The 25,220-nt window shown below is 60.8% G+C and carries 22 protein-coding genes; 7 read left to right on the top strand and 15 right to left on the bottom strand.

What is annotated here, in order from left to right:
- Positions 1–33 precede the first annotated feature (33 nt).
- From AC07W7_RS13645 to AC07W7_RS13635, 3 genes are read left to right on the top strand one after another with little or no spacing between them, the layout of a single operon-like run.
- Complete coding sequence (locus AC07W7_RS13645; RefSeq protein WP_495039482.1) at positions 34–1,161, top strand: GNAT family N-acetyltransferase; 1,128 nt, start codon at positions 34–36, stop codon at positions 1,159–1,161.
- Positions 1,158–2,936: a sensor histidine kinase gene (locus tag AC07W7_RS13640; RefSeq protein ID WP_076962422.1), complete on the top strand. Its 1,779-nt coding sequence runs from the start codon at positions 1,158–1,160 to the stop codon at positions 2,934–2,936. The genes AC07W7_RS13645 and AC07W7_RS13640 overlap by 4 nt, the downstream gene beginning before the upstream one ends.
- Complete coding sequence (locus AC07W7_RS13635) at positions 2,926–4,323, top strand: sigma-54-dependent transcriptional regulator (RefSeq protein WP_099167721.1); 1,398 nt, start codon at positions 2,926–2,928, stop codon at positions 4,321–4,323. The genes AC07W7_RS13640 and AC07W7_RS13635 overlap by 11 nt, the downstream gene beginning before the upstream one ends.
- Positions 4,324–4,867: 544 nt before the next feature.
- On the opposite strand, the gene AC07W7_RS13630 is transcribed toward AC07W7_RS13635, so the two are convergent.
- The 11 genes from AC07W7_RS13630 to AC07W7_RS13580 form a co-directional block, all read right to left on the bottom strand.
- Positions 4,868–5,206: a GlpM family protein gene (locus AC07W7_RS13630; protein WP_076962424.1), complete on the bottom strand. Its 339-nt coding sequence runs from the start codon at positions 5,204–5,206 to the stop codon at positions 4,868–4,870.
- A 10-nt stretch (positions 5,207–5,216) separates the two neighbouring features.
- Positions 5,217–6,557 carry a two-component response regulator AauR gene (gene aauR / locus AC07W7_RS13625; RefSeq protein WP_076962425.1) on the bottom strand — a complete coding sequence of 447 codons (1,341 nt, stop codon included), beginning with the start codon at positions 6,555–6,557 and terminating at the stop codon, positions 5,217–5,219.
- Positions 6,554–8,455: a two-component sensor histidine kinase AauS gene (aauS, locus tag AC07W7_RS13620; protein WP_076962426.1), complete on the bottom strand. Its 1,902-nt coding sequence runs from the start codon at positions 8,453–8,455 to the stop codon at positions 6,554–6,556. Before aauS ends, aauR begins: the two co-directional genes overlap by 4 nt.
- 162 nt (positions 8,456–8,617) lie before the next feature.
- Entirely contained in the window at positions 8,618–9,352 is a 735-nt protein-coding gene (locus AC07W7_RS13615; RefSeq protein ID WP_076962427.1) for an amino acid ABC transporter ATP-binding protein, read from the bottom strand.
- Entirely contained in the window at positions 9,349–10,020 is a 672-nt protein-coding gene (locus AC07W7_RS13610) for an amino acid ABC transporter permease (protein ID WP_076962428.1), read from the bottom strand. The genes AC07W7_RS13615 and AC07W7_RS13610 overlap by 4 nt, the downstream gene beginning before the upstream one ends.
- Positions 10,020–10,766, bottom strand: coding sequence for an amino acid ABC transporter permease (locus AC07W7_RS13605; protein WP_076962429.1), 747 nt, complete (start codon positions 10,764–10,766; stop codon positions 10,020–10,022). Before AC07W7_RS13605 ends, AC07W7_RS13610 begins: the two co-directional genes overlap by 1 nt.
- A 192-nt stretch (positions 10,767–10,958) precedes the next feature.
- The gene (locus AC07W7_RS13600; RefSeq protein ID WP_236309426.1) at positions 10,959–11,891 is read right to left on the bottom strand and encodes a glutamate/aspartate ABC transporter substrate-binding protein; all 933 of its coding nucleotides are present in this window, start codon (positions 11,889–11,891) and stop codon (positions 10,959–10,961) included.
- A 320-nt stretch (positions 11,892–12,211) separates the two neighbouring features.
- Complete coding sequence (gene glpD / locus AC07W7_RS13595) at positions 12,212–13,750, bottom strand: glycerol-3-phosphate dehydrogenase (protein WP_495039481.1); 1,539 nt, start codon at positions 13,748–13,750, stop codon at positions 12,212–12,214.
- 289 nt (positions 13,751–14,039) lie between these two features.
- Positions 14,040–14,795 carry a DeoR/GlpR family transcriptional regulator gene (locus AC07W7_RS13590; RefSeq protein WP_076965199.1) on the bottom strand — a complete coding sequence of 252 codons (756 nt, stop codon included), beginning with the start codon at positions 14,793–14,795 and terminating at the stop codon, positions 14,040–14,042.
- Between the two features lie 97 nt (positions 14,796–14,892).
- Positions 14,893–16,398, bottom strand: coding sequence for a glycerol kinase GlpK (glpK, locus tag AC07W7_RS13585; RefSeq protein WP_076965200.1), 1,506 nt, complete (start codon positions 16,396–16,398; stop codon positions 14,893–14,895).
- A gap of 76 nt (positions 16,399–16,474) precedes the next feature.
- Entirely contained in the window at positions 16,475–17,332 is an 858-nt protein-coding gene (locus AC07W7_RS13580; RefSeq protein ID WP_495039480.1) for an MIP/aquaporin family protein, read from the bottom strand.
- Between the two features lie 371 nt (positions 17,333–17,703).
- On the opposite strand from AC07W7_RS13580, the gene ybaK reads away from it, so the two are divergent.
- Positions 17,704–18,174 (top strand): Cys-tRNA(Pro) deacylase, encoded by a 471-nt coding sequence (ybaK, locus tag AC07W7_RS13575; RefSeq protein ID WP_495039479.1) that lies wholly within the window; start codon positions 17,704–17,706, stop codon positions 18,172–18,174.
- Positions 18,175–18,333: 159 nt separating this feature from the next.
- On the opposite strand, the gene AC07W7_RS13570 is transcribed toward ybaK, so the two are convergent.
- Together AC07W7_RS13570 and argF are read right to left on the bottom strand one after the other, a co-directional pair.
- On the bottom strand, positions 18,334–19,443 hold the full coding sequence (locus AC07W7_RS13570; protein WP_169900147.1) for an ABC transporter ATP-binding protein: 1,110 nt from the start codon (positions 19,441–19,443) through the stop codon (positions 18,334–18,336).
- Positions 19,440–20,360: an ornithine carbamoyltransferase gene (argF, locus tag AC07W7_RS13565; RefSeq protein ID WP_032858449.1), complete on the bottom strand. Its 921-nt coding sequence runs from the start codon at positions 20,358–20,360 to the stop codon at positions 19,440–19,442. Before argF ends, AC07W7_RS13570 begins: the two co-directional genes overlap by 4 nt.
- Before the next feature lie 435 nt (positions 20,361–20,795).
- On the opposite strand from argF, the gene AC07W7_RS13560 reads away from it, so the two are divergent.
- Both AC07W7_RS13560 and grxD read left to right on the top strand, forming a co-directional pair.
- Positions 20,796–22,904 (top strand): molybdopterin oxidoreductase family protein, encoded by a 2,109-nt coding sequence (locus AC07W7_RS13560; protein ID WP_076965204.1) that lies wholly within the window; start codon positions 20,796–20,798, stop codon positions 22,902–22,904.
- Positions 22,905–23,007: 103 nt separating this feature from the next.
- Entirely contained in the window at positions 23,008–23,346 is a 339-nt protein-coding gene (gene grxD / locus AC07W7_RS13555) for a Grx4 family monothiol glutaredoxin (RefSeq protein WP_032858447.1), read from the top strand.
- 79 nt (positions 23,347–23,425) lie between these two features.
- Here grxD and bfr read toward each other — a convergent pair whose 3' ends face one another.
- The gene (gene bfr / locus AC07W7_RS13550; RefSeq protein WP_038442996.1) at positions 23,426–23,896 is read right to left on the bottom strand and encodes a bacterioferritin; all 471 of its coding nucleotides are present in this window, start codon (positions 23,894–23,896) and stop codon (positions 23,426–23,428) included.
- Between the two features lie 201 nt (positions 23,897–24,097).
- The gene (locus AC07W7_RS13545) at positions 24,098–24,316 is read right to left on the bottom strand and encodes a bacterioferritin-associated ferredoxin (protein ID WP_038442994.1); all 219 of its coding nucleotides are present in this window, start codon (positions 24,314–24,316) and stop codon (positions 24,098–24,100) included.
- A gap of 235 nt (positions 24,317–24,551) precedes the next feature.
- Between AC07W7_RS13545 and AC07W7_RS13540 the strand changes: the two genes are divergently transcribed.
- Positions 24,552–25,154, top strand: coding sequence for a peroxiredoxin (locus AC07W7_RS13540; protein WP_032858443.1), 603 nt, complete (start codon positions 24,552–24,554; stop codon positions 25,152–25,154).
- The last annotated feature ends 66 nt before the right edge of the window (positions 25,155–25,220 follow it).

The raw sequence follows: 25,220 nt of genomic DNA, 5'->3' as shown, positions 1-25,220 counted from the left end.
GTTTACGCGGTGTTTTTAGATGAAGGAAACGCTGTGATCAGCACTAAAGCCTATTCAACTATCCAAGCCATCGACCGCAGTGCCTGGAATGACTGCTTTCCCCTGGCATTGGAAGATTGGGATTACTACGTCGCCGTGGAAAACGCCGCCATCGACGACTTCCAATGGCGTTACCTGGCCCTCTATGAGGACGGGCAACTGCTGGCCGTCGCCCCGGCGTTCATCACCCATTACCGTCTCGATACCACCGTGTCGGGCCTCGCCAAACGCTTTACCCAACGCCTGGAACGCTGGTGGCCGGGCGCATTGCGCCTGGGCCTGTACGCCATCGGCTCGCCGGTGGCCGAGCAATGCCATGCCGGTGTCGCCAGCCATGTACCCGCTGCGCGGCGCGGGGTGCTGTTGGAGCAACTACTGGTCGCCGCGCGTCGGGACGCCGATGCATTCGGCATCGGCCTGCTGGCGGTCAAGGACGCCCCGACCCGGGACCAGGACTGGGCCGACAGCTGCCAGGCCGCCGGCCTGCACAGCATGCCGAGCCTGCCCACCGGGTTGCTACCGCTGCCCTACGGCTCGGTGGATGCCTACCTGGGCTCCCTGGGCAAATCCACGCGCAAGGACCTGCGGCGCAAGCTGCGTGCGCCGGGGCCACAGGTGGAGTGGCGGGACAATGTCGATGACGTGCTGCCGGACATCATGCGCCTCTACGAAGCGACCCTGGCCCGCGCCGACCTGCAATTTGAACGCCTGCCCGCCGGGTATTTCAGCCAGGTGCTTGCCCGGCTTGAACAACGGGCGCGCTGTGTACTTTACTGGGTGGATGGGCAACTGGTGGCGTTCAACCTGGTACTGCTGGACCAGCACCGGTTGATCGACAAATTCTTTGCCCATGACCTGGCCCACAGCCGCGAACATAACCTGTACTTTCGCAGTTGGCTGGCCAACGTCGCCTACTGCATCGAGCACAATATTGCGTTGTATGAGTGCGGGCAGGCCGGGTATGCCAGTAAGCTACGCCTGGGCTGTGAGTTTGCCGGCAATACGCTGTTCTTCCAGCACCGTAACCGACTGCTCGACACCCTGCTCAAGCTGGTAAAAATATTTATTCGCCCGGACCGATCCGACCCTGCCATGGCTGCTGCAATAAGCGAAACCCGATGACCGCCAGAACCCGCCAGAAAACCCGCCCGTTTGCCATTTCCCGCTGGAGCCTGCAGCGCAAGCTGGTGTTGGCGTTCTGGCTGGTGACGGTGATCCCGACGATGATCGCCGCCGAACTGGCGGCCACCACCCTGTCGCAGATTTTCGACAGCAACGTGCGCATCTGGCTGCAAGAGTCGACCCGTATCGTCAAGGACGAAGTCAGTGACATCCTGCACGACAACGCCCGTGTGGCGCAGATCTTCCTGCGGTATGTGCGCTCGCCTTCCAGCCAGGAAGCGGCGCGGCACGACCGCTTGATTGCCGACATTGCCCGCGCCACCGATATCGACGTGGTGACGCTGATCCGTCTTGACGACCGCAAGGTGATGTTCAGTACCGTCGACGATGAGGTGGTGAACCAGATCAGCCTGGCACCCAATGCGGTGCTGCAAACCGTGCAGATCGGCGGGGTGGCCACCGGCGTGGTGATCTCCACCTTCGCGACCCGCCAGGATGGCGTCGACTATGAACTGCTGGTCGGCACCTACCTGGACAGCAGTTTCCTGACCAGTGTCGCCGAGGTGCACTCCCTGGACTTGCGCCTGTACCTGGCCAATACCGATGGTTTCTCGGAGATCTTCTCCACCCAGCGTTTTGAAGACCACCCGACCCGCGTGCCGAAATCCGTGGAAACCCTGCTGCGCAGCACCAAGCAGCCCAGCGAACAGTTCACCAGCAACTACAGCGGCCTGTACTGGCCGATCTTCAATGACACCGGCGAGTTGCAGGGCGTGATCTTCAGCGGCCTGCTGCGCCACACCAGCCTGGTGGGGCTGGTGAACCAGAGCAATCTGTTCGTGCTGATCTTCCTGCTCAGCTCCGCCTTGTCCCTGGGCGCCGGTGTGCTGGTCTCCCGGCACCTGACCCGGCCACTGCGCGAGTTGTCCCAGGGCGTGAGCGCGGTGATCAGCGGCAACTACCAGCACCGCGTGGCGGTCATTGGCGGCGACGAGCTGGCGCAACTGAGCAGCACCTTCAACCATATGACCGAGCGCCTGAGTGAGCTGCATCACCTCGAAGCCCAACTGCGCCGCCGCGACCGCCTGCATGCCCTGGGCGAAGTGGCGATGGGCCTGGCCCATGAAATCCGCAACCCCCTGGGCATCATCAAGACCGCGACCCAATTGCTGCACCGCCGCACGGACCTGCCGGAGACCGACAAGCGCCACCTGGAATACGTGATCAGCGAAGTCAGCCGGATCAATGACCTGATCACCGACTTCCTCGACTTCGCCAAGCCCAGCGAGCCGCTGCGCAGCCAGCAACTGGCGCGGCCGTTGGTGGAGGAAATCCTTGGCTTTTGCGCGCCGGAACTGGCCAGCCACGCCATCGACGCGCACCTCGATGACCAGGCGCCCGGCGCGACCCTGTATGTAGACGCCAAGCAATTCAAGCAGGCGTGCCTGAACCTGATCCTCAACGCCATCGACGCCATGCCCCAGGGCGGGCGCCTGACCTTAAGCATCAGCCGTGCCGGGTACTCCACGGTGATCAGCATCAGCGACAGCGGCCAGGGTATCCCGCCTGAAATGATCGAGCGGATCTTTACCCCCTTTGTCACCACCAAGGCCTCGGGCACCGGCCTGGGTCTGGCAAAAGTCTATTCGATCATGGAAAGTCACGATGGCCGCATCGAATGCACCAGCGAGAAAGATGCCGGGGCCACCTTCACCTTGTACATTCCGGCCAACGGTGCAGATGACGGCGACGACGAGGACAGTCATGACACATAACATATTGGTGGTCGACGACGAGCCCAAGCTCTGCGACTTGCTGTCGTCGGCCCTGAGCCAGAACGATATCCAGGTGTTTATCGCCGGCAATGGCCTGCATGCGCTCAAGGTGCTGGAGCAGGAAGAGATCGACCTGGTGATCAGCGACTGGCGCATGCCCGGCATGGACGGCCCGCAACTGCTGGCCGAGATCAAGGTGCGTTACCCGCAGTTGCCGGTGATCGTGATGACGGCCTACAGCACCGTGAAGAATGCCGTGCAGTCGATGCGCAACGGCGCCTACGACTACATTGCCAAGCCCTTCGATATCGACGAGCTGGACATCACCGTGGCCAAGGCCTTGCAATTTCGCGACATCATGCGCGACAACGCACGGCTGCGCGCCGAGCTCGATGAGCACGCGCAGTTCGATAGCCTGGTGGGGGATAGCCCGGCATTCCGCCGGGTGCTGCAGGCGGTGGACTCGGTACGCGAGAGCAGCGCGACGATCCTGCTGACCGGCGAAAGCGGCACTGGCAAGGAAATGGTTGCCCGCGCCATTCACAAGCATGGCAACCGTGCAGACAAGCCCTTTGTGGCGGTCAACTGCGCGGCGATCCCCGAAGGCTTGCTGGAAAGCGAAATGTTCGGCCATCGCAAGGGCGCGTTTACCGGCGCCGTGGCTGACCGGGTAGGGCGCTTTATGCAGGCCGACAAGGGCACGCTGTTTCTCGATGAAGTGGGGGATATGCCCTTGGCCTTGCAGGCCAAGATCCTACGCGCCTTGCAGGAGCGGGTGATCGAACCGGTGGGCGACCCACGCGAGCGCAAGGTGGATGTGCGGGTGATCGCTGCCACCAACAAGAACCTTTTGGAAGCGGTGGCGAACAAGACGTTTCGCGAGGACCTCTACTACCGCCTCAATGTATTCCCGATCCCGCTGCCCGCCCTGCGCGAGCGCGTCGAAGACATCGCCCCGCTGGCCCGCCACTTTGCCCGCAGCCTGAGCGCCAACGCCGGCAAGCGCATCACCGGCTTCAGCCCCGACGCCTTGCAGGCCATGGCCGCCTACAACTGGCCGGGCAATATCCGCGAGCTGCAAAACTGCGTAGAGCGCGCGACCATCGTCGCCGCCAGCCCGCTGATTGAAGATATCGACTTGCCAGCCTACCTGTTCGCGTCCCAGCCGACCGAGCGGGATGTGACGACAATCCTCAGCGAAGGCCCAGGCGTGCCTCAGGACTTGGACGCAGCACTGGCCGAGGTAGAAAAAGCCTACATCCTGGCAGCATTGCAAGAGAGCAATGGCGTACAGGCGGCAGCGGCATCGAGGATCGGCATCTCCGAGCGCAGCTTCTGGTACCGCTTGAAAAAGCTGGGGATCCAGATCGACAAGATCGTGCGCTGAATCCTAGGAATCCCCCTGGATCAAATGTAGGAGCTGTCGAGCTTTAGCGAGGCTGCGATGCAGGCAGCTCGGTTTTGCAGGTGGACCGAGTCGATCCCACAGGGATTCGGCTCGACAGACAGTGCGCAGAATCCTGGGAACCACACGGATTAAATGTAGGAGCTGTCGAGCTTTAGCGAGGCTGCGATGCAGGCACCTCGGTTTTGCAGATGTACCGAGTCGATCCCATCGCCGCCTCGCCGGGGCTCGACAGCTCCCACAGGGATTCGGACCGACAAGGGACAGTGCACTGAGCCCTGAGTGTCACCCGGATCAAATGTGGGAGCTGTCGAGCTTTAGCGAGGCTGCGATGCAGGCAGCTCGGTTTTGCAGGTGTACCGAGTCGATCCCATCGCCGCCTCGCCGGGGCTCGACAGCTCCCACAGGGATTCGGCTCGACAGACAGTGCGCAGAATCCTGGGAACCACACGAATCAAATGTGGGAGCTGTCGAGCTTTAGCGAGGCTGCGATGCGGGCAACTCGGTTTGCAGGTAGACCATGGGGTCAGGCATGGATCCGCACCCACACGCTGACCAGCACCGTCGCCGCCATCAGCCACGCCAGCGCCGCCACTGCCAGCGAGGCCTCCAGGCGCATGCGGTCGACCATTACATACAAGGTCGCCAGGTACACAAAGTAGGGAATGATCGACCACATGCCGAACACAATGGTGGTCTTCAGATCGTCCACCGAGCGGCCTTTGCCGACGATGTAGTGGGCGATCAGCGCGAAGGTCGGAAACAGCGGCACCAGGCCGGCGATGTAGTAGTTCCTGGTCTTGGCCAGTACGGCCAGGAGCAAGACCACCGCCGCACCGAGGGCGGCCTTGAAGACTAAATCCACGTATGGCTCCTTAGTGGCTCAGGCCGTATTTCTTGACCTTGTCGAACAGGGTGGTCTTGGCCATCCCCAGTTCCAGGCTGGCCTGGGTCAGGTTGCCGCCACTGCGTTGCAGGGCGTCGCTGAGCAGGTTGCGTTCAAAGGCTTCCACCGCTTCGGTAAAGGCCAGGCCATGGTTGTCGGGGCTGGTGCCGCTTTTCTTGAAGGCCGGCAGGCCCAGGGCAAAACGTTCGGCGACGTTGCGCAGTTCACGCACGTTACCGGGCCAGTCATGGCTCATCAGGCTGGACAGGGTCTGGTTGTCCAGCTCCGGGGCGATGCGGTCGAAGCGCAGGGAGGACTGCTGCAGGAAGTGTTCAAACAGCTGCAGGATATCTTCGCGACGCTCGCGCAGCGGCGGCAGTTCCAGGGTCACCACGTTCAGGCGGTAGTACAGGTCGCTGCGGAACTGGTTGGCGCGGCTCAATTCGTTGAGGTCGGACTTGGTGGCGGCAATCACCCGGCAATCCACCGCCACGCTCTGGTTCGAGCCCAGGCGTTCCAGGGTGCGCTCCTGCAAGACCCGTAGCAGTTTGATCTGCAGGTTCATCGGCATGCTTTCCACTTCGTCGAGGAACAATGTGCCTTCGTGGGCATGTTCGATCTTGCCGATCCGCCGTTTGCCCGCGCCGGTAAAGGCGTTGGCTTCGTGACCGAAAATCTCGCTTTCAAACAGGTTTTCCGGCAGGCCGCCGCAGTTCAGGGCCACGAACTGGTGGGCGTGGCGGCGGCTGAAGTCGTGCAGGCAACGGGCGACCAGTTCCTTGCCGGTGCCGGTCTCGCCTTCGATCAGCACGTTGGCCGAGGTGTCGGCGACGTTGGCGATCAATTCACGCAGGTTCTGCATCGCCGGCGAGCGCCCGATGATCCGACCTTCCAGGGAGTCACGCTCGGCCAGTTGCCGGCGCAGCGACCACACTTCCCGAGCCAGGCCGCGCTGTTCGAGGGCGCGGCGCACCACGTCCACCAGGCGTTCCGGGGAGAAGGGTTTTTCCATGAAGTCATAGGCGCCGTTGCGCATCGCGCCCACGGCCATGGAAATATCGCCGTGGCCGGTGATCAGCACCACCGGCAGGCTTTTATCCAGGGCCTTGAGGCGGGTCAGCAACTCCAGGCCGTCGATGCCGGGCAGGCGGATATCACTGATCACAATGCCGGCAAAGTTCTCGCCGACACGTTTAAGGGCCTCTTCGGCGCTGGCCACGCCGACGCTGGGAATATCTTCCAGGGCCAGGGCTTGCTGGCAGCCGAGCAACACATGGGGATCGTCTTCGACAATCAGCACGGTCAGCTCGGTGTTGGGTTGGCTGTTCATATCGACTCGCCGGGTTGATGGCCTGCCAGGGGCAGGCTCAGGACAAAGGCTGTACCACCCGCAGCCGGATGTTCGACGGCCAGGCTGCCGCCGGTGGCCGCCGCAAGGCTGGCCGACAGGGTCAGGCCCAGGCCCAACCCTTGTTCGCCGGGTTTGGTGGTAAAAAAGGGTTCAAACAGGTGCTTGCGGGTCTCCGGGTCGATGCCATGCCCGTTGTCTCGCACCCGCAGGCGGTATTTGCCTTCGCTGCTGTCACTTTCCAGCCACAGCTGGGGGGTGGGTTGGGCGTGCATCGCATCCAGGGCGTTGCCGATCAGGTTGACCAGGATCTGCTCCAGGCGCGTCTGGTCGATCTGCAGCATGGCCTGGCTGAAGCCGCGGTGCACGGTCAACGGCAGGCTGTCGAGGCGGCTGCCCAGCACCTGGAATGCGGCATCCACGGCCTTGCCCAGGCTGGCTTCGCCCTGGTCGTCGCCACGCCGGGCAAACGAGCGCAGGCTGGCGGTGATGCGGCCCATGCGGTCGATCAGTTCATTGATGGTCTTGAGGTTGGTGCTGGCGGTATCCAGGGCCCCGCGCTCCAGGAAGCGCACGGTGTTGCCGGACAAGGTGCGCAGGGCCGCCAGGGGCTGGTTCAGTTCATGGGCGATGCTGGTGGACATCTGGCCGATGGCCGCCAGCTTGCCGGCCTGGACCAATTCGTCCTGGGCCCGGCGCAGGGTTTCTTCGGCCTGGCGCCGTTCGCGGATCTGCGCCTTGAGCCGTTCGTTGCTGGCCCGCAGGTCGGTCGTGCGTTCGGCAATCCGCCGCTCCAGCTGGTTATTGGCCTCTTGCAAGGCCTCGCGGGCGGCCAGGCGCGTAGCGATCACCTTGCGCCGCTCATTCCAGGCAATCAGCAGGAACGCCACCAGGGCAAAGGCCACCGCGACGAGGATGCCCTGGTTGATCGCGGCCTGGCGCAGGTCGTTGAGCGGGGTGAGCAGGGTGAAGTTCCACGGTGTGTCGTTCAGGGGCCGGGTCTGGGCCAGGTAGGTGACTTCCCGGTCGTCGGCCACCACTTCACTGTTGGCCGGGAAGGTCAGTTTTTCGGTGCCTGTGTTGAGGTGCTCGCGGGCCAGGGGTTGCAGTTCGTTAAGGGTCGCCCAGTAATATTGCAGGCTGCGGGCCAGGCGTTCCTTGGTCTCGTCGCTCAGCGGGCGCACCGCCTTGAGCCGGCGCGCCGGGTCGCTGGAGAGGATGATGATGCCGTTCTCGTCACTGACGAAGGCTTCCAGGCGCGCGCGCTGCCAGCGTTCTTCCAACGCTTCGAGGCGCACCTTGACCACCGCCACGCCGATGATCTTGCCGCGTTCTTCCAGGCCATGGGCCAGGTAGTAGCCGGGTTCGCCGTTGGTGCTGCCGATGCCATAGAAACGCCCTGGCTGGCCACGCACGGCATTCTGGAAATAGGCGCGGAACGACAGGTCTTCACCGAGGTAACTGTCGACATCGCGCCAGTTGCTGGTGGCCATTACGCGGCCGGTGGTGTCCATCACATAAATCGCCCGGCTGCGGCTGCGCCGGTTCAGGCCTTCGAGGTAGTCGTTAACCGTTTGCCGGTGTTCCGGGGTCGGGTCGGCCAGCAATTTGGAGACGCTGGATTCCAGCTCCAGCAGGCTGGGTAGGTAGGTGTACTTGCTGATCTCACTCTCGACCGTGCGCGCATGCAGCTCCAGCTGGCGCTCGCCGTTCTCGCCCAGGGTGCGGATGCCGTAGTGCTCGCTGGTCCAGAAGCCGATAAAGCCCAGGCCGATCATCAACAGGATGATCAGGGGCGGCAGGAACAGTTGGCGAATCAGACGAGGCTTCACGGCAAGGGATGGCGGTGCGGCGCGATAGAGGGTGGGGTCGCATTTCATCACAGATGCCTTGGGTCAACCAGCGCTTGCCTGGAACCGTGTGGGAGCGGGCTTGCCCGCGATGACGGTAGGTCAGCCACAGAGAGGTTGACTGATATGCCGCAATCGCGGGCAAGCCCGCTCCCACAGGGCCCGGTTTCTACAGTGGACGCTGTGTCGTGCTTAGTGCTGCAGGATTTTCTCGAGGAAGTGCTGCGCACGTTCGGAGCGGGCGCTGATGTCGCCGAAGAACTCTTCTTTAGGGCAGTCTTCGATGATCTTGCCGGCGTCCATGAAGATCACGCGGTCGGCCACTTTACGGGCAAAGCCCATTTCGTGGGTTACGCACATCATGGTCATGCCTTCCTGGGCCAGTTGCACCATCACGTCCAGTACTTCGTTGACCATCTCCGGGTCCAGGGCCGAAGTCGGTTCGTCGAACAGCATGACAATTGGGTCCATGGCCAGGGCACGGGCAATTGCCACGCGCTGCTGCTGGCCGCCGGAAAGCTGGCCGGGATGCTTGTGGGCGTGCGCCGACAGGCCCACGCGCTCCAGCAGTTGCAGGCCTTTCTTGGTGGCTTCTTCCTTGCTGCGGCCCAACACCTTGATCTGCGCGACAGTCAGGTTTTCGGTGATGGTCATGTGCGGGAACAGTTCAAAGTGCTGGAACACCATGCCCACGCGCGAGCGCAGTTTCGGCAGGTTGGTCTTCGGGTCGGCAATCGAGGTGCCGTCCACTACCACGTCACCTTTCTGGAACGGTTCCAGGGCGTTGACGCACTTGATCAGAGTGGACTTGCCCGAGCCGGACGGCCCGCACACCACGATCACTTCGCCTTTCTTGACCTCGGTGCTGCAATCGGTCAGCACCTGGAAGTCGCCATACCACTTGTTGATGTTCTTGATAGAGATCATACGGCAAACCTTTTTTGCAGACGCTTGACCAGCAGCGAGGCGGCAAAGCTGATGATGAAGTAGACGACACCGGCGAAGATCAGGAACTCATTGGAGCGGCCGATAATGTCGCCGTTGGAACGGGCGGAGTTGAGGAAGTCCACCAGGCCCACGGTGTAGACCAGCGAGGTGTCCTGGAACAGGATGATGCTCTGCTGCAGCAGCAGCGGGGTCATCTTGCGGAACGCCTGGGGCAGGATGATCAGGCGCATGGTCTGGCCGTAGGTCATGCCCATCGCTTGTGCGGCGGCCATCTGGCCTTTGGGGATCGACTGCACGCCGGCCCGCACGATTTCGCAGAAATACGCCGCCTCGAACATCATGAACGCCACGACGCAGGAGGTGAACGCACCAATCGGCGTGTCTTCACCTGTGATCCAGCGCAACACGAACGGCACCGCGAGGTAGAACCAGGTGATCACCAACAGCAGCGGGATCGAGCGGAAGTAGTTCACATAGGCGCCGGCCACGCGCGACAGCAGTTTGCTGGAGGACAGGCGCATCAAGGCCAGGATAGTACCGAGAATGATGCCGCCGACCACGCCCATGACCATCAGCTTCAAGGTCATGACCATGCCGTTCCATAGGCCGGGCATGGCCGGGATGATACCGCTGAAATCGAAGTCCATTATTTGCCCCCCACGGAAATCAGGCCGGGTACGGCGACTTTCTTCTCGACCACGCGCATCAGCAGCATCAGGCTCATGTTCAGGGTGAAGTAGATCAGCGTGGCCAGGGTGAAGGCTTCAAACAGGTTGGCCGAGAACTCGGCGGTTTGCTTGGTTTGCGCCAGCAGTTCCATCAGGCCGATCAGGGACGCCACGGAGGAGTTCTTGAAGACGTTGAGGAATTCCGAGGTAAGCGGCGGAATGATGATCCGATAGGCCTGGGGTAGCAGCACATTCCAGTAGATCTGCGACAGGCTGAAGCCCATGGCGCGTGCGGCGGCTTCCTGGCCACGGGGCAGCGCCTGGATACCGGTACGCACTTGTTCACATACGCGGGCGGCGGTGAACAGGCCCAGGCACACGACAACGCTCAGGTAGGCCGAGGTGGTCGGGTTCAAGTCTTGTTTGTACCAGTCCTGCAGGTTTTGCGGCAGCAGGTCGGGCACCAGGAAGTACCAGATAAACAGCTGAACCAGCAGGGGCACGTTACGAAACAGTTCCACGTAGCAGGTGGCAATGCCGGCCACGAGGCGATTAGGCATCGTGCGCATCACGCCCAATACCGAGCCCAGCAGCAAGGCGACGATCCAGGCCACGATGGCGATGGCGATGGTCCAGCCCAAACCGGAGATGAACCAGTCGAGATAAGTCTCGCTGCCCACGCCGGTGGACTTGAAGAATACGCCCCAGTCCCAGTTGTAATTCATTAGGGTCTCCCCCGAAATCGATCGATGTACAAGCACCCGCTTGGGGAAGATCCATTCCCGCCTGACGGTGAACGTCAGGCACACGCGATCGGCTCGGAAACCGCCAGGTCGAGTGTTCCAAATAATGCCAGCAGGTAGTAACAGACGCCTGAGGGAGGGTTGGCTCCCTCAGGAGATAAGGTTAGTTCGGAATCAGGACTTTTTTTCAGCCGTTTTGTCGTCAGCCGCTTTGTCAGTCGGGTTGGCGATCAGGGCCTTGAGTTCGTCGCTCATCGGGAACATCAGGTTCAGGCCTTTTGGTGGGATCGGCGAGCTGAACCACTTGGTGTAGATGTTGTTGATTTCGCCGGACTTGTAGGTGGCGACGATGGCGTCATCCACAGCCTTCTTGAACGGAGCATCGCCTTTGCGAACCATGCAGCCGTAGATTTCAAAGGATTGTGGCGTGCCGGTCACGGCCCAGTCAGTTGGCTTCTTGGCCTTGGCCATTTCACCGGCCAGCAGTGCGTCGTCCATCATGAAGGCAACGGCGCGGCCGCTTTCCAGCATCTGGAAGGACTCACCGTGGTCTTTGGCGGAGATAACGTTCATGCCCATTTGCTTGTCAGCGTTCATGGACTTGAGGATGCGCTCGGACGTGGTGCCGGCGGTGGTTACGACGTTCTTGCCCTTGAGGTCAGCGAAATCCTTGTAGGTCGAGTTCTTTTTGGACAGCAGACGGGTACCGATTTCGAAGATGCCGACGGAGAAGTCGACTTGTTGCTGACGCTCGACGTTGTTGGTGGTGGAACCACACTCAACGTCCACGGTGCCGTTCTGCACCAGCGGGATACGGGTTTGCGAAGTGACCAGGTTGTATTTGACCTTCAGCTCACCTTCCTTCATGCCGAGGTCTTTTTCGACCGCTTTGACGATGGCCAGTTGAATGTCGTGGGAGTAGCCCACTGGCTTGCCGGAACCGTCCGCGATGTAGGAGAACGGGATGGAGGCGTCGCGGTGGCCCAGGGTGATGGTGCCCGACTCTTTGATTTTCTTCAGTGTGCCAGTCAGTTCGGCGGCGAAGACGGGAGTGCTAATCAGAGCGGCAGCAATAGCTGCGCCCAAAATATGGGGAACGATACGCATCAATACTTCCTCGACATTTGTTTTTTTTATGAAGCCTGGACGGCTCTTTCGATACAGCGAATGCCTGTGACGGCTCCTGAAGCATCTCAGGCAAACACGTCCCAAGTGTAGAGCATGAGTCGTGCCAGACTGTGAATAAAGATATAAATATATGATTTATATAGTGATTAACTTTATGTGACGGGGTTTATCCGGGGTTTAAGTCCGGCAAACCGAATAGGGGGTGGTATCACGTTCGGAAAACCGAATCTGTAGGAGTTTGCGTACAGTGCCCGCGCCAAAAAAAGCCCCTGGACCTTTCGGTGCAGGGGCTGGGTGCATCAGGCCGCTTCGATCTTGCTGCGGTTCTGCTCGACCTTGATCAGGTAACGCTGCAGGTTTTCCTGTTCCTCGGGGGTGGTGAACAGCCCCAGTTTGGTGCGGCGCCACAGGATGTCGTAGGCCTGGGTCGCCCATTCTTCGGCGCACAGGTAGTCGACTTCCCGGGTGTACAGGCCGCCACCCAGGTGTTCGCCCAGGTCGGCCAGCGCTTGCACGCCTTCGAGCAGGCGCCAGGTGCGGCTGCCATAGGTGGTGGACCAGCGACGGGCGATTTCGCTGGGAATCCACTCGAACTTGCTGCGAATGTCCGTGGCCAGGGCTTCAGGCGTGCTCATGTCTTCGCCGCCGGGCAGGCTCGCGGTGGCGGTCCAGCTTGGCTTGATCTGGGGGAAGTAGGGGGCCAGTTGCGCCAGGGCCGACTCCGCCAGCTTGCGGTAGGTGGTCAGCTTGCCGCCGAATACCGACAGGATCGGCGCTTCTTCGCCGGTGCCGGACAGCGCCAGGGTGTAGTCGCGGGTGATGGCCGATGGGTTATCCGACTCGTCGTTGCACAGCGGGCGCACGCCGGAATAGGTGTGCACGATATCGTCGCGGCTCAGTTGCTGCTTGAAGTGGGCATTGACCACCTTGAGCATGTAGTCCGTTTCACCCTCGGTAATCGCCACTTTCGCCGGGTCGCCGGTGTACTCACGGTCGGTGGTGCCGATGATGGTCAGGTGATTGAGGTACGGAATGGTGAAGACGATACGCCCGTCTTCATTCTGCAGGATGTGTGCATGGGCGCCTTCGTACAGCTTCGGCACGATCAGGTGGCTGCCCTGGATCAGGCGGATGCCATAGGGCGAATCGAGCTTGAGGTCATCCTTGATGAACTTGGCGACCCACGGGCCGGCCGCATTCACCAGGGCCTTGGCGCGGATCGACAACAGGCTGCCATCGGCGCGCTCCAGGTGCAGGTGCCACAGGCCCTTGCTGCGGCGGGCGCTGACGCAGCGGGTCTGGGTGTGGATATGCGCGCCCTTTTCCCGGGCGGCCATGGCATTGAGCACCACCAGGCGTGCGTCATCGACCCAGCAATCGGAGTATTCAAAGCCCTTGGTGATTTCGCTTTTCAGCGGGCTGTCGGCGCCGAACTTCAGGCTTTTGGAGCCTGCGAGCTTTTCGCGTTTGCCGAGGTGGTCATACAGGAACAGGCCGGCACGGATCATCCAGGCCGGGCGCAGGTGTGGGCGATGGGGCAACACAAAGCGCATCTGCTTGACGATGTGCGGGGCCTTGGCCAGCAGCACTTCGCGTTCCGCCAGGGCTTCGCGCACCAGGCGGAATTCGTAATGTTCAAGATAGCGCAGGCCGCCATGGATCAGCTTGCTGCTGGCGGACGAGGTGTGGCTGGCCAGGTCATCCTTTTCGCAAAGGAACACCGACAGGCCGCGCCCGGCCGCATCTGCCGCGATGCCCACGCCATTGATCCCGCCGCCAATAACGGCAACATCATAGACTTCGGCAAGGGGTGGGGCAGGCAAGGTAGAAGGGGTCATCGGCTGGCCTCGCGATCTTTATTTATATTTGAATTTGAACATTAATGTTCGTTTGCGAAAATGGTAGCTTATAAAGGCGGACGCAGCCAGTCGAATTCGATTGAAAAAACTCATCGAAGGGTAGGGAAAGGAAGAATTGTGAACATTGAGCCTTGTGTTGGCTCAAGAGAGTTGTGGCCCTTTAGGCCGCCATCGCGGGCAAGCCCGCTCCCACATTTGGAATGTGTTCAACCTGTGGGAGCGGGCTTGCCCGCGATGGCGCCGGTGCAGGCGCTAGAGGTGCGGGCGGTTACACGACTTCCAGGCGAATCTTGTTCTGGTTCAACAACTGCACCAGCGCCGGCACCGGCTGCTGATCGGTAACCAGGCAATCAATCAAGCTGATGGGCCCCAGGCGAATCATGGCATTGCGCCCGAACTTGCTGGAGTCCGCCGCCAGGATCACCTTGCGCGCATTGGCAATGATCGCCTGGGAAACCCGCACTTCCTGATAGTCGAAGTCCAGCAGGCTGCCGTCCTCGTCGATGCCGCTGATCCCCACCAGGGCAAAATCGACCTTGAACTGGTTGATAAAGTCCACGCTGGCCTGGCCCACCACGCCGCCGTCGCGGCGCACATTGCCGCCGGTCAGCAGCACGTCGAAGTCGTCCTTGGCGCTGAGCATCATGGCAACGTTGAGGTTATTGGTGATGATCTTCAGGTGGCTGTGGTTGAGCAGCGCCCTGGCGATGGATTCGGTGGTGGTGCCGATATTGATGAACAACGAGGCATGGTCGGGGATCTGGGCGGCAATGGCTTCGCCGATACGCTGTTTTTCATCGCGCATCTGGTCGGCACGCATGGCGTACTCGGTGTTTTCGACGCTGGAGTCATAGGCGGCGCCGCCGTGGTAGCGACGCAGCAGGTTGGCTTCGGCCAGTTGATTGATATCGCGGCGGATGGTTTGCGGGGTCACAACGAACAGCTGCGCCATTTCCTCGATACTGACGTAGCCGCGTTCGCGGACCAGTTCGAGGATTTGCTGCTGACGGGGAGGCAGATTCATGGGGCGTCCTTTGGGCTGCCGTACAAAAAAGTGGCCCATGATGACGCAGGAATCTGCTCCCTGCCAGTTACAACCCTAAGTGGGTCCAGCGCTTGGCTTATTCAGCGCCTTCGTGGGGTTCCCAGTCGCGGGTGCGGCTGACCGCTTTTTTCCAGCCGGCGTAGAGTTTTTCTTTGGCGGGCTCGTCCAGTTGCGGTGCAAATTCGCGCTCGATCACCGCCTTGCCCCGCAACTCTTCCAGGCTGCCCCAGAAACCACAGGCCAGGCCGGCCAGGTAGGCCGCGCCCAATGCTGTGGTCTCGCGCATTTGCGGGCGCTCGACCTGGGTGCCGAGGATGTCGGCCTGGAACTGCATCAGGAAGTTGTTGGCCACGGCGCCGCCGTCCACCCGCAGGGATTTGAGGCGTTCGCCGGAATCCTGCTGCATGGCGTCGAGCACGTCGCGGGTCTGGTAGGCAATCGACTCCAGGGCCGCACGAATAATGTGATCGACCCGTACGCCACGGGTCAGGCCGAACAGCGCGCCACGGGCATAGGGGTCCCAGTACGGAGCGCCCAGGCCAGTGAAGGCCGGCACCAGGTACACGCCGTTGCTGTCCTTGACCTTGTTGGCGAAGTATTCGGTGTCGTGGGCGTCATTGATGATCTTCAGCTCGTCGCGCAGCCACTGCACGGTGGAGCCGCCGTTGAATACCGCGCCTTCCAGGGCGTAGGCCACTTCGCCACGGGGGCCGCAAGCGATGGTGGTCAGCATGCCGTGCTGGGATTTGACCGCCTTGTCGCCGGTGTTCATCAGCAGGAAGCAGCCGGTGCCGTAGGTGTTTTTCGCCTGGCCCGGCTCGACACACATCTGGCCGAACAGCGCCGCTTGCTGGTCGCCGGCAATGCCGCCGATGGCAATCCCGCTTTTGGTGCGGCCGTAAATTTCGGAGGAGGACTTAACCTCTGGCAGCATCTCGCGCGGAATGTCCAGCACCTCCAGCATCTTCGCGTCCCACTCCAGGGTGTGGATGTTGAAGAGCATGGTGCGTGAGGCGTTGGTGTAGTCGGTGACGTGGGTCTTGCCGCCGGTGAATTTCCAGATCAGCCAGCTGTCGATGGTGCCGAACAGCAACTCGCCGTTGCGCGCACGTTCGCGGCTGCCTTCGACGTTATCGAGGATCCATTTGAGCTTGGTGCCGGAGAAGTACGGGTCGGTGACCAGGCCGGTGGTGTCGCTGATGTACTGCTCATGGCCGTCGCGCTTGAGCTGCTGGCAGATCTCGGTACTGCGCCGGCACTGCCAGACAATGGCGTTGTAGATCGGGCGGCCGGTGATCTTGTCCCAGACCACCGTGGTTTCACGCTGGTTGGTGATGCCGATGGCGGCGACCTGGTCATGGTGCAAGCCGGCTTGTGCCAGGGCTTCGACCATCACGGCGCTCTGGGTGGCGAAGATTTCCATCGGGTCATGCTCGACCCAGCCGGCTTGTGGGTAATGCTGGACGAATTCGCGCTGGGCGGTGCACACCACGTTGGCATCACGATCAAAGATGATCGCCCGCGAACTGGTGGTGCCCTGATCAAGGGCAATGATGTAGTTCTTATTCTGTGTGTCGGTCATGTCGATTGCCTTGGACGGAAAAAGGGAATGGGTCAGTAGCCTGGGCCACAAGGGGCAGGGGGCCCAGGCTAGCGTTTCAGGACGTTCGGGTGTTGCCGTTGGCGGCGGTTTCGGGTGCAACAGTTGTAGCAGGCATTGCGGCGCTGGGCAGATGGCGGGCAATCAACCCGCGATAGGCCGCAGCGCCGAGGCAGGCACCGACAATCGGTGCAACGATCGGAATCAGGAAGTAAGGAATATCGCGCCCGCCGGTGAAAGCCATTTCACCCCAACCGGCGAAAAAGGTCATCAGCTTGGGGCCGAAATCCCGGGCCGGGTTCATCGCAAACCCGGTCAGCGGGCCCATGGCGCTGCCGATCACCGCGATCAGCAAGCCGATCAGCAGTGGGGCCAGCGGGCCACGGGGCAAGCCGTTGTTGTCATCGGTCAGGGCCATGATCACGCCCATCAGGATGGCGGTGATGACCATTTCTACCAGGAATGCCTGGGCTGTATTCAACAGGGCGTGAGGATAGGTGGAAAACACCGAGGCCAGTTCCAGGCTGGCTGCCGAGCCTCGGACCATCTGGTGAGTTTGTTCGTAATCGAAAAACAGGTTGCTGTAGAGCATGTAGACCAGCGCGGCGGAGCAAAAGGCGCCGGCAACCTGGGCGATGATATAGAAGGGCAGTTTGCGCTTGTCGAAATCGGCGAAGAGGCACAGCGCGATACTCACTGCGGGGTTGAGATGAGCCCCGGAAATGCCGGCGCTCAGGTAGATCGCCATGCTCACGCCGATCCCCCAGATGATGCTGATTTCCCACAAGCCAAAGCTGGCGCCCGCGACCTTGAGCGCAGCGACGCAACCGGTGCCGAAGAAGATCAGCAGCGCGGTGCCGAGAAACTCGGCCATGCATTGGCTTGAAAGTGAAGGCTGTTGAAGAGCAGTTGTCATTGAAAACCTCGGTTTTTTTTCTTGTCTGGCGCGGTGCCACAACGGGCGGTGCGCGATTTTCACCGTGGCAAGGACCCCCATCCTGGCCACGGCTTACTGCTCGGACACTGTGGATAGATTTCCGCAGTATTCGGAAACGAAAAAATATAGACAAGAAACACCGCTGTCAAAGGTCGAAAGTGAACGGTTGGTCATTTTCAAACTATTAATGTGATGAATGATCGCGGCAACACGGCGACGCAACGGGTGGCAAGCATGGCCAGGATCTGCGCGGATTCGTCGCACAGCCCCCTGCACTAGAGCGTTTTGCCTGGGTTTGTCCTAGAATCGGCGGTCTGTTTTTCCACGTTTTCCCCAAGCCTGGAGCCCCCATGACCCCCGCATTGGACTTGTTGAAAAAAGTTCGCGCCGAACATCGTATCCACAGTTACGAACATGACCCCAAGGCGGCCTCTTATGGCCTGGAGGCCGCGGAAAAGTTGAGTCTCGACCCGGCGCGGGTGTTCAAGACCTTGCTCGCCAGCAGTGAAAAAAATGAGTTATTGGTGGCGGTGGTGCCGGTCGTCGGAAGCCTGGACTTGAAGGCCCTGGCGCACGCGGCAGGCGTGAAGAAAGTCGAAATGGCCGACCCGGCGGTGGCGCAGCGCGCGACCGGCTATTTGTTGGGAGGGATCAGCCCGTTGGGGCAGAAGAAGCGCCTGCGCACGTTCATCGATGTGAGCGCGCAGTCTTTTGCGACAATTTTTGTCAGCGCGGGCAGGAGAGGGTTGGAAGTGGAGTTGGCGGCGACGGTGTTGGCCGAACATACCCAGGGGGCATTTGCGCCGATTGGCCGGGCTTGACCTCAAGAGCCATGGGATCAAATGGGGGAGCTGGCCTCTGTGGGAGCCGGGCTTGCCCGCGATGCAGGCGCCTCGGTCTGTCAGCCACATAGAGGTGATGCTATCGCTGGCAAGCCAGCTCCCACACAAGCACAAGCCCACATGGTGGATTCGGTTTCTTCAGCTGGCGGTGCTATAGCGCCGCACACCGGACTCTACCTGCGCAATCTGCGCCGCCGTGCTCCCCGAAGCCTGGAACAACACCAGGTGCTCGGCCGCCACGCGGATCCCCACGTGCGCCCCTACCAGGTGATCGGCATGGCTGGGGAAAATCGACTCCAGCTGGGCACCGGTCGGCAACTGCAAGCGGTACAAGGTCGAGGCGCCCAGGAAGGTCTTGCCGACAATCTGTGCTTTCAAGGCGCTGTCCGGTGCATACACGATGTCATCCGGGCGTAGCAAGACATCCACCGCGCAGCCGGTTGGCCAGGTATAGGCACGATTACCGCGCAATTCGCCCAGTTCGGTACTGACCGATTCCGGCGAGCTCAACTGGCCACGGATAAAGTAACCCTGGCCAATAAAGCTCGCGACATAGGGCGTCAGCGGTTCGTGATAGAGGTTGTAGGGCGTATCCCACTGTTCCAGCCGGCCTTCCTTGAACACGCCGACGTGATCGCTCACGGCAAACGCTTCTTCCTGGTCATGGGTGACCAGGATCGCACTGGTGCCACGGGCCTTGAGGATGTCCCGCACTTCATGGCTGAGCTTGCGCCGCAGTTCACCGTCAAGGTTGGAGAACGGCTCGTCGAGCAGCAGCAATTGCGGTTCCGGTGCCAATGCACGGGCCAGGGCCACGCGCTGTTGCTGGCCACCGGACAGTTCGTGGGGGAAGCGCTTGCCCAGGTTCTTCAGGTTGACCAACTCCAGCAGTTCGGCGACCACGCGCTCTTTGCGCGGGTGTTTGCGAATGCCGAAGCCGATGTTGTCGGCCACGCTGAGATGGGGAAACAGTGCGTAGTCCTGGAACACCATGCCAATGCGACGTTTCTCGGGTGCCAGGGTAAAGCCGGCGCTGGAGATCACTTCGCCCGCCAGGTTGATCTCACCTTCGTGCACCGGCTCAAACCCGGCAATCGCGCGCAGGGTGGTGGTCTTGCCGCAGCCCGAGGAGCCCAGCAGGCAACCGATATCGCCGGCATTGAGGTGCAGGTTGAGGTTCTGCACCACCCGTTGGTCCTGATAGCCGCATGCCAGATTGCGCAGATTCAGCAGAAGTGGCTGGCTCATGCGTGGTGATACGCCGGCGGCACGAGGAACTCCAGCAAGGCCTTCTGCGCGTGCAGGCGGTTTTCTGCCTGGTCCCAGGCAACAGAGCGCGGGTCGTCCAACAGGTCGAGGCTGATTTCTTCGCCGCGATGGGCCGGCAGGCAGTGCATGAACAGCACATCCGGCGCGGCGAGGTCGAGCAACTCACGGGTAACTTGATACGGCGCAAACAGGGCCAGGCGCTTGGCGGTCTCGTCTTCCTGGCCCATGGAGGTCCAGACGTCGGTGCTCACCAGGTGCGCGCCGATCACGGCGTCTTTCGGGTCGCGCACGATTTGTACGCGGGCGTCGGCCTTGGCCAGGAATTCGGCGCTCGGCTCGTAGCCCTCGGGGCAGGCAATGCGCAGGTGGAAGTCGAACTGGATCGCCGCTTCTATATAACTGTTGCACATATTGTTGCCATCGCCGATCCAGGCCACGGTCTTGCCCTGGATCGAGCCGCGATGTTCGAGGAACGTCTGCATATCGGCGAGCAACTGGCACGGATGCAGGTCATCGGACAGCCCGTTGATCACCGGCACCCGCGAGTTGGCGGCAAATTCGGTGAGGGTGCTGTGGGCAAAGGTACGGATCATCACCGCATCGAGCATACGCGACATGACAATGGCGCAATCGCTGATCGGCTCGCCACGGCCCAGTTGGGTGTCCCGTGGCGACAGAAAGATGGCCTGGCCGCCGAGCTGGATCATGCCGGCTTCAAAAGACAGGCGGGTACGGGTGGACGACTTCTCGAAAATCATCCCGAGTACGCGGTTTTTCAAAGGCTCGAACAGTACGCCGCGATTACGCAGGTCTTTAAGCTCAATGCCTCGACGGATCACGCTGACCAGCTCTTCGGGCGTGCAATCCATCAGGGAGAGAAAGTGCCTTGCGCTCATCATTAACTACCTTTTTGCAACAGACCGCAGATACTCAAAGCCTTGTTTATTGTGACAACGGGCGAGACCTGCGGCGAAAGCCGCACGGGGCGACGAAATAGGGGAAGGCGCGATATTGACACTAAATGTCGCGTCTTACCAATAGGCTACGGTTTTTTAGGGGGGTTCAAAGGGGCGGGAATTGCACTTTTGAGGCCTGTTTACGGACAGCAGCGGGTCATTTGTACACTGGCGTCGCGACCTTTTGCAATGCGTGATGGCGGCGCCGGGCCCGGTTGTGTCGGTTTCCAGGGCGGGGTGGGAGGTTTTTGAAACATTTGCTCATGCTTACCCATGGCCTGGCCTGATGCCCATTGATTCACGGGGCGAACGTTGCTGGCGCCCCTGAGGAGTGCGGCCCATAGTCGGGCCAAAGCCCTAATAAAGAGACTGGCCATGACCAAGACTCTCCATCACCGTGCCTGCCACCTGTGCGAAGCCATTTGCGGCCTGACCCTGGAAACCACCACCTCGGATGATGGCAGCATTGCCATCACCTCGATCAAAGGGGATGCCCAGGACACCTTCAGCCGTGGCCATATCTGCCCCAAGGCTGTGGCCCTGCAGGATATCCAGAACGATCCCGATCGCCTGCACCAACCTATGTTGCGGGTGGGCAGCGAATGGCAGCCGATCCCCTGGGATGAGGCTTTTGCCCTGGTAGCCGAGCGGCTGGCGGGGATCCAGGCGCAGCATGGGCAGAATGCGGTGGCGGTGTACCAGGGCAACCCCAGCGTGCATAACTATGGCTTGATGACCCACAGCAACTACTTCCTCGGGCAGTTGAAGACGCGCAATCGCTTTTCTGCGACGTCCGTGGACCAGTTGCCCCATCACCTCACCAGCCACCTGATGTATGGCCATGGCCTGTTGCTGCCGATCCCGGATATCGACCAGACCGACTTCATGCTGATCCTGGGCGGCAATCCACTGGCCTCCAATGGCAGCATCATGACCGTGCCGGACGTGGAAAAACGCTTGAAAGCCATCCAGGCTCGGGGCGGCCGCGTGGTGGTGGTCGACCCTCGGCGCAGCGAGACGGCGGCCATGGCCGACCAGCATCTGTTTGTGCGCCCCGGTGGCGATGCGGCGTTGCTGTTCGGGTTGCTCAACACGTTGTTCAGCGAGCACCTGACCCGTGACAGCCACTTGCCAGTGGACGGCCTGGACGAGGTGCGCCGCGCCGTCGCGGGCTTGACCGCCGAGGCCATGAGCGCCCGGTGCGCGGTGCCGGCCGAACAGATCCGCCAGTTGGCGCGGGATTTTGCGGCGGCAGACAAGGCGGTCTGCTACGGGCGCATGGGGGTGTCGACCCAGGCATTCGGCACCTTGTGCCACTGGCTGGTGCAGTTGATCAACCTGGTCACCGGTAACCTGGACCGGGTCGGCGGCGCCTTGTGTACCGAACCTGCGGTGGACCTGGTGGCGGCCACCTCCGGTGGGCACTTCAACCGTTGGCAGAGCCGGGTGTCCGGGCGCCCGGAATACAGCGGTGAGCTGCCGGTGTCGGCCCTGGCCGAAGAAATGCTCACCGAGGGCGAAGGACAAATCCGTGCACTGGTGACGGTGGCCGGCAACCCGGTGTTGTCCACCCCCAACGGGCGGCAACTGGAGCAGGCCCTGGATGGCTTGGCGTTCATGGTCAGCGTGGACCTGTATATCAACGAAACCACCCGTTATGCCGACCTGATCCTGCCATCGACCTCGGCCCTGGAAAACGACCACTACGACACCACGTTCAATATGTTTGCGGTGCGTAATGTCACGCGCTTCAACCGGGCGATTCTGCCCAAGCCCGAGGGAGCGTTGCACGACTGGGAGATTTTCGTCGGCCTGGCCCAGGCGTTTGCGGCCCGCACCGGCCACCCGCTCAAGCCGACCCTGGCACCGGCGCAGATGATTGACCTCGGCCTGCGGGCGGGGGCCTATGGCGACGCCTCCACGCACAAGCTGTCGGTGGCGATGCTGGCCGAACATCCCCATGGCCTGGACCTGGGGCCACTGAAGGCCAACCTGGCCGGGCGCTTGAAAACCGCCAGTGGTCGGGTGCAGGCAGCACCGGCAGTGATCCTGGCGGACCTGGCGCGGTTTGCCGCTTTACCGCTGCCCAAGGTCGATGAGTTGCTGCTGATCGGCCGCCGGCACGTACGCAGCAATAATTCGTGGATGCATAACTATCACCGGCTGGTGAAGGGCAAGCCGCGGCATCAACTGCTGATGCACCCGGATGACCTCGCCAGTCGCCAGCTCAGTGACGGGCAGCGGGTGCGGGTCAGTTCGCGAATCGGCATGATCGAAGTGCAAGTGCAGGCCAGCCTGGAGATGATGCCCGGCGTGGTCAGCCTGCCCCACGGCTGGGGTCATGACCGCCCGGGCGTGCACATGAGCATTGCCAGCGCGCAGCCGGGGGCCAGTGCCAACGACCTGACGGATGAACGGCAGTTGGACGAGCTGTCGGGCAACGCGGCGTTGAACGGTGTGCCGGTGCAGGTCGCGGCGGCGTGACGCAGTGAGTCTGTCGGGGAGCCCGAGCACCACGCTGGGATTTTGCGTTACAATGCGCCACCGTGCCGACCTGTGAGTCGCAAAGTTCCAGCCGAGGTGTTCCATGGATATCATCGAAACGATTAAAGAGCAGATTGCTAACAACACCATTCTGCTTTACATGAAGGGCGCCCCGAATGCCCCGCAGTGCGGCTTCTCCGCGAAGGCCTCCCAGGCCGTGATGCAGTGTGGCGAAAAGTTCGCCTACGTCGATATCCTGCAAAACCCGGAAATCCGCGCCAACCTGCCCAAGTACGCCAACTGGCCTACTTTCCCACAACTGTGGGTAGCCGGTGAGCTGGTCGGCGGTAGCGACATCATCACCGAAATGGCGGCTGATGGTTCGTTGCAGGCGCTGATCAAGGACGCTGCCGAAAAAGCGGCGGCCAAGACCGAAGCGTAACTGGCGCACAATAAAAAGCCCCGCTTCTCATGCGAGAGCGGGGCTTTTTTGTGCCTGATGTTTACCGGCAGGCGATGGGTTACTCACCCATCTGCGATTGCAGGTAGTTCTCCAGGGTCACTTTGTCGATCAGGCCAACTTGGGTTTCCAGCCAGTCGATATGTTCTTCCTGGTCTTCCAGGATATCTTCCAGCAGTTCGCGGCTACCGAAGTCGCCCTTGGTTTCGCAGTGAGCGATGGCGGCCTTGAGGTCGGCATGGCTCTTGCGCTCGAAGCCCAGGTCGCTGTTGAGCATTTCCAGGGTGTGCTCGCCGATGTTCAGCTTGCCCAGGTCCTGGACGTTCGGCAGGCCTTCGAGGAACAGGATGCGCTTGATCAGCGCGTCTGCGTCCTTCATGGCCTTGATCGATTCCTTGTACTCACGCTTGCCGAGCTTTTCCAGGCCCCAATCGTCATACATGCGGGCATGCAGGAAGTACTGATTGATCGCGACCAGTTCATTGGCAAGGATTTTGTTGAGTTGCTGGATGACTGAGATGTCGCCTTTCATGATTGGGGTCCTGCCCTGTGTTCGTTGTATATAGGGCGGAGTTTGAGCGGCACAATGACGAGTGTCAAACCTAAGTTATTGAATAATAAATGAAAATTAATCGGAATAAGAATGTTTGTGTTCCGCGTCTTGGCGCTAACTGTTTGAATTACAGGCATAAAAAAACCGGACACTAAGTCCGGTTCTTTAAAACGCGTCAAATTAAGCGTGTGTAAATTCTGCCGAGTAGGGGATCGCGGCCTGGGCCACCTGCAGCTTTGTCAGGGTTTCCCGTACCACTTGCTTGGCAAGGCAGGCACATTTGCCGCATTGGCTGGCAACGCCGGTGGTTTCACGCACTTCTTTGTAGCTGCAGCAACCTTCATAGATCGCTTCGCGGATTTGTCCGTCGGTGACGCCAGTGCAGAGGCAGACATACATAAGGGAGAACCATCGCGGTTTAAGGCTTAAGTGCGATGGATCTTAATGTTAACGAGAATGATTGTCAAAGTGCTTTCTCAAACCGTTGCCTGCCATGGGGCCCTCACTGACGAACGGTTTTTTTCAGGTATGATGGTCGGTCTTTACGAAGCGTGATCGCGTCACAGGCCTGTCGTCAATGCACGGCAGACTCAAGGGCGGTCCATTTACTTCAATTACCATCAGGAGATAACCCATGAGCGTACTCGTCGGTAAACAAGCCCCGGATTTCGACGTCCCGGCCGTCCTCGGCAATGGCGAAATCGTTGACAGCTTCAAGCTGTCTGAAGCCATCAAAGGTAAATACGGCCTGGTGTTCTTCTACCCGCTGGACTTCACCTTCGTCTGCCCATCCGAGCTGATCGCCCTGGATCACCGCATGGACGATTTCAAGGCGCGTAACGTTGAAGTGGTTGCCGTTTCCATCGACTCCCATTTCACCCACAACGCCTGGCGCAACACCGCTATCAATGATGGCGGCATCGGCAAAGTCAAATACACCATGGCTGCCGACATGAAGCACGACATTGCCAAGGCCTACGACGTTGAGTCCGAAGGCGGCGTGGCTTTCCGTGGCGCGTTCCTGATCGACGACAAGGGCGTTGTGCGCTCGCAGATCATCAACGACCTGCCGCTGGGCCGTAACATGGAAGAGCTGATCCGCCTGGTCGACGCTCTGCAATTCCACGAAGAGCACGGCGAAGTCTGCCCGGCCAACTGGAAAAAAGGCGACAAAGGCATGAACGCTTCGCCAGCAGGCGTTGCGGCTTACCTGACCGAGAACGCTGGCAAGCTGTAAGCCAGGTTCGCGGTGAAAAAAACCGGCCTGAGAGGGCCGGTTTTTTTATGCGCGGGATTTAGCGAT

The sequence above is a fragment of the Pseudomonas sp. GW821-FHT01D09 genome (genome assembly GCF_059422465.1).
This window is presented reverse-complemented; position numbering and strand designations above follow the sequence as displayed.